This is a genomic window from Piscirickettsia salmonis LF-89 = ATCC VR-1361 (assembly GCF_000297215.2).
GTDB classification, from domain to species: domain Bacteria; phylum Pseudomonadota; class Gammaproteobacteria; order Piscirickettsiales; family Piscirickettsiaceae; genus Piscirickettsia; species Piscirickettsia salmonis.
Genome location: NZ_AMFF02000041.1, coordinates 1 through 4,098 on the forward strand (window position 1 = coordinate 1; position 4,098 = coordinate 4,098).

Consider the following 4,098-nt stretch of genomic DNA (forward strand, 5'->3'; position numbering starts at 1 on the left):
CCATGGCTCGCAGCGTAAGTATTAATTTATCTCAGGTCTTAGCTGTGGCTGAATACTCACAGCCAGCAAGTCTTGCCTCATCATATCTAAAGCTTCAGCCATACAGCGCTCATAACTGCTACTATATATCTGCCAAGCACGGTCTCGATTTGTTTTACTAGCAAGATCATCTGTGACGTGATCGGTTGCCAAAGAATTACACTCTACGCGTATTTTTTTCTCAACCTGCCCACTCACTGTTAAGGCAATCACATCGATCTTAGAATTAGAATTCGCACTCACAACTAAGCAACTAGACATTACTAACAATAGAGAAAATAAAGATAAACCTCGACTCAGCATAAAACATTCACTTCTTATCAATTAGAATCAACTTTATATCAATAATTTTAAATGATTATAGATCACTCTTATTAAATTCAACCAGATTTAAGAAAATAACAACACGATTAAACTAAAATTAGGCTCAATGCTTAGAAGTCACTAATGCTTGGTCTAATGCTTTTAAACCATAATACGTCATCGTGGATGACCATCCTATAGCACATGGCTGATCTTCTTGATCTTCACTAACACCATAATCTTGCTTCATTGCTACCGCTTCTACAGTATCAATAAGTAGAAGTTGAGCACTATCTCTTACCGCGTTTTGCTCTTTGCCCAAACAAATCAATGCCTGTGCAGCACGCATAACTGTCTCTTTGAGCTTATTTATACATTGTTTAGATGTAATCCAACCTCGATAAGTAACCAACATCGTACTTGGGTGCTCTCTTTCATAATGATCTGCCAAATTTGATCCATATTCTAATATGGCAGTTTCCATATGCTGAATAGCCTTTTTTGTCGGCACATAGTGATTCTTCTCAGCAATCAAAGCAGACTGAGACTCTGTATTCATCGACTTACACTCTGTTACAATGGATTGCGAAATATCATCTTGCATAACACTTCTTGCCACTTCTGTAATAAATTGAGCATCTTGGCTCACCGACGGATCAGACTCTGACTCAGCACTTGTAGAGCACAAGAAAGTACATCCGACTAACAAAGGACAAATTGCAATGACTTTACTCATACTAACTACCTAGCTCCCTGGCAAAGGCTATAATTACGGATATCGCTACATGCTACTCGAGACTATTATACCATTGCAAGCACTAGATGCTGCACTGAAGTAAAATTTTTTAAATATAGCAATCGCAAGTTACAGTAAGATATTCAAGAACATACACTCATCATGTGGACTAACTATTTATCAATCAGCCTAGTCATTAAAAAGCTCCTCACTACGTAATTTACTATAACGATACCAACTAAATTTAGACCATTTATCTCTGGCCACTCCTTAGGTACTTTGAATTAAATCCAGTTAGCACACATATCCATACGATTAAATTTCTGGTATAAGGATAAGGAAGTTTTAACAAAGGTTATTTAATTCATGAAAAAGTATCTTTTTGCCAGCTTAAGCTTGGTGACGCCATTTGTACTATCCAACGCTTTTGCAGCAAACACAACAACATTTACTGCAGCTCAACAGGAAAAAATCGGTGAAATTGCTGCCCAATACATCATTAATCATCCTGAAGTGCTAATTCAAGCAGGGCAAAAGCTGCAGCAGCAGCAAATGAAAGCTCAAGAGAAACAACAAATCACAGCTGTGCTTCATGCTAAAAAACAGCTTTTAAGTGACCCAAAAACTCCTACAGTCGGCCCTAGCAACGCAAAAGTTGCCGTCGTTGAGTTCTTTGACTATCAATGTGTTTTCTGTAGCAAAGTCGCTCCCGCCATTGAGAAAATCATGAAAGACAACCCTAAGGTTAAGTTTGTCTTTAAAGATTTTCCCATCTTTGGGCAACGCTGGCCAACATCCACGTATGCAGCAGAAGTGGGCCTAGTCGCTTACAAACAAGGAGGGGCAAAAATGTATATGAACTATCACAACGGCATTTATGCCACAGGTAAAGATGAGGGTAAACTCACCAATAAAGATGTTGATATGGTTGCTAAAAAAGCAGGCGTTGATTTAACTAAAGATAAAACGCTCCTCAGCGCTGGCAAAACACCTCCTCCATCAATTCAAGCTAACTTCCAACTCGCTGGCGAAGCACTTGGCCTACGCGGCACACCAGCACTAGTTATCATGCCAACATCAGGTGCTAATGAAAAGAATGTCACCGTATTTGCAGGTTACCCGGCTAACCCACAAGGAGGCACAGCTGCAGCTGTCACAGCAATTCAACAAGCCATCGATAAAGCAAGCCAATAAACCAATAATGACTGACAAAAAACCGGCAGTTTCTTGAGTAGTTCAAACCATGCCCATGCTGCCGGGCTCTAAAAAACAACCCACTCATGGTAGTTTAAATCATTACAATTTAGCAAAACTAGCTCGGTAAAATTCATGCATACAGAACCCCCCCCCCATACTCCCCATAAAATAGGCGTCATTGGCCTAACCGCTATTGGTGTTGGCACCATGATAGGCTCCGGTTGGCTATTCAGCTCGTATTATGCTGCTAAAATTACAGGCGCTGCCGCTTGCCTATCTTGGATCACAACTAGCGTTGTCATTCTATTGTTAGGTCTTTGTCTTGCTGAAATCGCAACTCTTTACCCTAAACGCGGCCTAATGGCACGCCTACTGACCTTAAGTCACAATAAAGAGTTTGCTTTTATTTGTACCATTTCAACCTGGCTAGGACTTACCGCCGTAATCGCAACCGAAGCAGAAGGAAGTGTTCAATACATCTCTTCCCTATCAGACTCATTTGGTCCTATGATCTTTAATAATCAAATCCATCAATTAACATCATTAGGCCTAATTATTGCCATTGTCATGATTTTAAGCTTCGGTCTCATCAATTTTTGGGGCATTAAAATTTTATCAAAAAGTAATGTTGCTCTGACCACTTGTAAAATCGCAATTCCTCTCGTCACAGGGCTGTCGGTCATGTTTGCAGCTTTTCATCACCAGAACTTTCATAATGACCATGCACCTTTACTTAACTACGGCCCATCTTCTGTTTTTATTGCTATGATTGGTGCCGGTATGATTTACTCATTTAACGGTTTTCAAAATATCCTCTCTTTTTCATCAGAAGCACGTCAACCAACACGAGATATTCCTCTGGCGATTATTTTTTCAATCCTGATTACTCTGGCCATTTATTTAGTACTACAAATCGCATTCATTGGCGCACTCTCACCTCATATCCTAGAGCAAGGCTGGCAATCACTTAACTTTACCAGCCCATTTGTTCAGCTCACCGCCCTACTAAACCTTAATTTTATTACTATTATTTTATATGCAGACTCTGTTATTTCTCCCTCCGGCACAGGGCTCATTTACACTGGATCCACCACTCGACTATTAACAGCAATGTCTCAAGATGGCCAGATGCCACGCTTTTTTAATAAGATCGGTGCCTATAATTTTAGCCGTCGCTCTTTAATATTTACCGTTGGCTTTTCAATTATCTTTTTATTACTGTTTCGCTCATGGTCAGCGCTCGTCTCTTTTTTGTCATTATTTTATGTCATCTCTTATATGTCTATTCCTCTAAGCTTAAGCAAACTACACCAGCAAAACTTAGTCGGTAAATTCAGAGCCCCTCTACCCAAATTACTATTGCCAGTTATTTTTGCCTTTTTATCACTGCTGTTTATCTTTTCAAAGTTTCCTTACACTGGTGATGTTGCCTTATTTACTGTCATCGCTTACGCTGCTTATTTACTTTCTAAATTTAAACTTGCAACTGATTTAAATCACTTTAAAAAGACAGTAAAACATTCTTCATTAATGGTCATATATATTATTATATTAGCGGCATTGTCTAGCATTGGGCCTAAAGAATATGGCGGTTATAACCTACTATCAAAACTCCAGTTTTTTCCAAGTGTTATTTTTGTTTCTTTCATTATGTATCGCCTATCTCTAGCTTGGATCAGGGATAAAGCCACAGAAACACAAGTAATTAAAATCTCTCCTACCCTCCAGCGGAATGTGTCAGGGGAAATGAGACAAAACTATCGATTTAGTTAAGAGCGATTATTTAGAGCACATTTGCCTATTTTTGGAAAACCTGAATAATC

4 protein-coding genes are annotated in these 4,098 nt (G+C 39.2%); 2 read left to right on the top strand and 2 right to left on the bottom strand.

The features are described 5' to 3' along the window. Positions 1-21 precede the first annotated feature (21 nt). Positions 22-282, bottom strand: coding sequence for a hypothetical protein (locus C200_RS04670; RefSeq protein ID WP_129556527.1), 261 nt, complete (start codon positions 280-282; stop codon positions 22-24). A gap of 184 nt (positions 283-466) precedes the next feature. After that, complete coding sequence (locus C200_RS04675; protein WP_075273540.1) at positions 467-1,078, bottom strand: hypothetical protein; 612 nt, start codon at positions 1,076-1,078, stop codon at positions 467-469. 366 nt (positions 1,079-1,444) lie between these two features. Between C200_RS04675 and C200_RS04680 the strand changes: the two genes are divergently transcribed. Together C200_RS04680 and C200_RS04685 are read left to right on the top strand one after the other, a co-directional pair. Continuing rightward, on the top strand, positions 1,445-2,272 hold the full coding sequence (locus C200_RS04680) for a DsbA family protein (protein WP_016210800.1): 828 nt from the start codon (positions 1,445-1,447) through the stop codon (positions 2,270-2,272). 135 nt (positions 2,273-2,407) lie between these two features. Beyond that, positions 2,408-4,048: an APC family permease gene (locus tag C200_RS04685; protein WP_080750117.1), complete on the top strand. Its 1,641-nt coding sequence runs from the start codon at positions 2,408-2,410 to the stop codon at positions 4,046-4,048. Positions 4,049-4,098: the final 50 nt, after the last annotated feature.

Bases quoted from the DNA above. Each gene is read 5' to 3' on its own strand.
- C200_RS04680 (WP_016210800.1), top strand. From the start codon at position 1,445: ATGAAAAAGTATCTTTTTGCCAGCTTAAGCTTGGTGACGCCATTTGTA.
- C200_RS04675 (WP_075273540.1), bottom strand. From the start codon at position 1,078: ATGAGTAAAGTCATTGCAATTTGTCCTTTGTTAGTCGGATGTACTTTC.
- C200_RS04685 (WP_080750117.1), top strand. From the start codon at position 2,408: ATGCATACAGAACCCCCCCCCCATACTCCCCATAAAATAGGCGTCATT.